Annotated in this window: 2 protein-coding genes; one reads left to right on the top strand and one right to left on the bottom strand. The window is 75.1% G+C overall.

Annotated elements, in window-relative coordinates:
- On the top strand, positions 1 to 463 hold a 463-nt coding region (locus E1265_RS36215; protein WP_207931358.1), incomplete at its 5' end, for a CGNR zinc finger domain-containing protein.
- A gap of 3 nt (positions 464 to 466) precedes the next feature.
- Here the strand turns inward: E1265_RS36215 and galE are convergent.
- On the bottom strand, positions 467 to 1,438 hold the full coding sequence (gene galE, locus E1265_RS36210; RefSeq protein WP_132935172.1) for a UDP-glucose 4-epimerase GalE: 972 nt from the start codon (positions 1,436 to 1,438) through the stop codon (positions 467 to 469).
- Positions 1,439 to 1,475: the final 37 nt, after the last annotated feature.

Below are 1,475 nucleotides of genomic sequence, written 5' to 3'. Positions count from 1 at the left end.
GCCCACCCCCGACCAGCTCGAACCCCTGCTGGTCGCACGGGACATCTCGCGGCCCAGGCTCGACGAGTCGGAGGCCAAGGACATCTGGAACTGGAGCCGCCGGCTGGCCCCCTGCTTCGGCCCGCAGGACACCACCCGGCGCTGCGAGACCATCAACGCGCTGCTCGCCGACGCCTCGAGCCGGCCCTACATCTCCCAACACGGCGGCCGCGCCCCGCACCTGCACTACAGCTTCCCCGGCGCCGGGCCCGCCGCCCACATCCGCGCCGTCACGGCGGCCGGCCTCGCCTACGTCGTCTGCTTCGCCGCGCCCGAGCGCCTCGGCCGCTGCGCGCGCGCCTACTGCGGCCTGGCCTTCGTCGACACCTCGCGCAACGGCCGGCGCGCCTACTGCTCGGTGCGCTGCGCTAACAACGACGCGGTCGCCCGCCACCGCGAGCAGCGGCGGCGGACGACCGCCTGAGCGTCAGGGGGCGGTGCGCAGCCAGCCGGCCCAGGCCGAGGTGATCATGTCGTCGAGGGCGCGGCTCGCGGTCCAGCCCAGGTGCTTGGCGGCCAGGTCGGGGCAGGCGACGATCCTGGCCGCGTCGCCCGGGCGACGCGGGGCGGTCCTGGGCCGCAGCCGGGTGTGGCCGGTGATCTCGACGACGGCGCGGATCAGCTGGCGGACGGAGACCCCCTCGCCGCGCGAGACGTTGAGGGTCAGGTGGTCGGGCGTCGGCTGCTCGGCCAGCGCCTGGGCGGCCGCCACGTGGGCGTCCGCCACGTCCTCGACGTGCACGTAGTCGCGCACGCAGGTGCCGTCCCCGGTGGGGTAGTCGTCGCCCAGGATCCGGGCCGGGGAGCCGGCGTGCAGGTACTCGAACGTCATCGGGAGCAGGCCGCCGCTCGCGGTGTCCGCCAGGTGCGGGGCGGCGGCGCCGGCGACGTTGACGCAGCGCAGGCAGGCGGTGTTGATGCCGTAGGCGCGACCCGCGTCGCGCACCAGCCACTCGCCGGCGAGCTTGGTCTCGCCGTACGGGGTGGTGGGCTGGCAGGGGGTGTCCTCGGTGATCAGATCCACCTCGGGGGCGCCGTAGACGGCCGCGGACGAGGCGAACACGAAGCGGGTGACGCGGGCGCCGCGCACCGCCTCCAAGAGGATCTGGAGCCCGTGCAGGTTCTCCCGGTAGTACCGCAGCGGCTGCCGGACGGACTCGGCGGCCTGCTGGTGGGCGGCGAGGTGGATGACGGTGGTGACCCGGTGCTCGGCGAGGGTCCGGTCGAGCAGGCCGCGGTCGAGCACGGAGCCGCGTACCAGCGGGACGCCGTCGGGCAGCCGGGTGGTGTCGCCGGTGGAGAGGTCGTCGTAGACCGCGACGCTCTCGCCGGCCTGGGCCAGGGCGCGCACCACGTGGGCGCCGACGTAGCCGGCGCCACCGGTGATCAGATAGGACATGGGCTCACCTTTCTCGGGGCGTGGGGCTGCGGGGGAG

Source organism: Streptomyces sp. 8K308 (assembly GCF_004348315.1).
Classification (GTDB): Bacteria; Actinomycetota; Actinomycetes; order Streptomycetales; family Streptomycetaceae; genus Streptomyces.
Note: the sequence above shows the minus strand (reverse complement) of the source record. Positions and strands in the feature narration are given on the sequence as shown.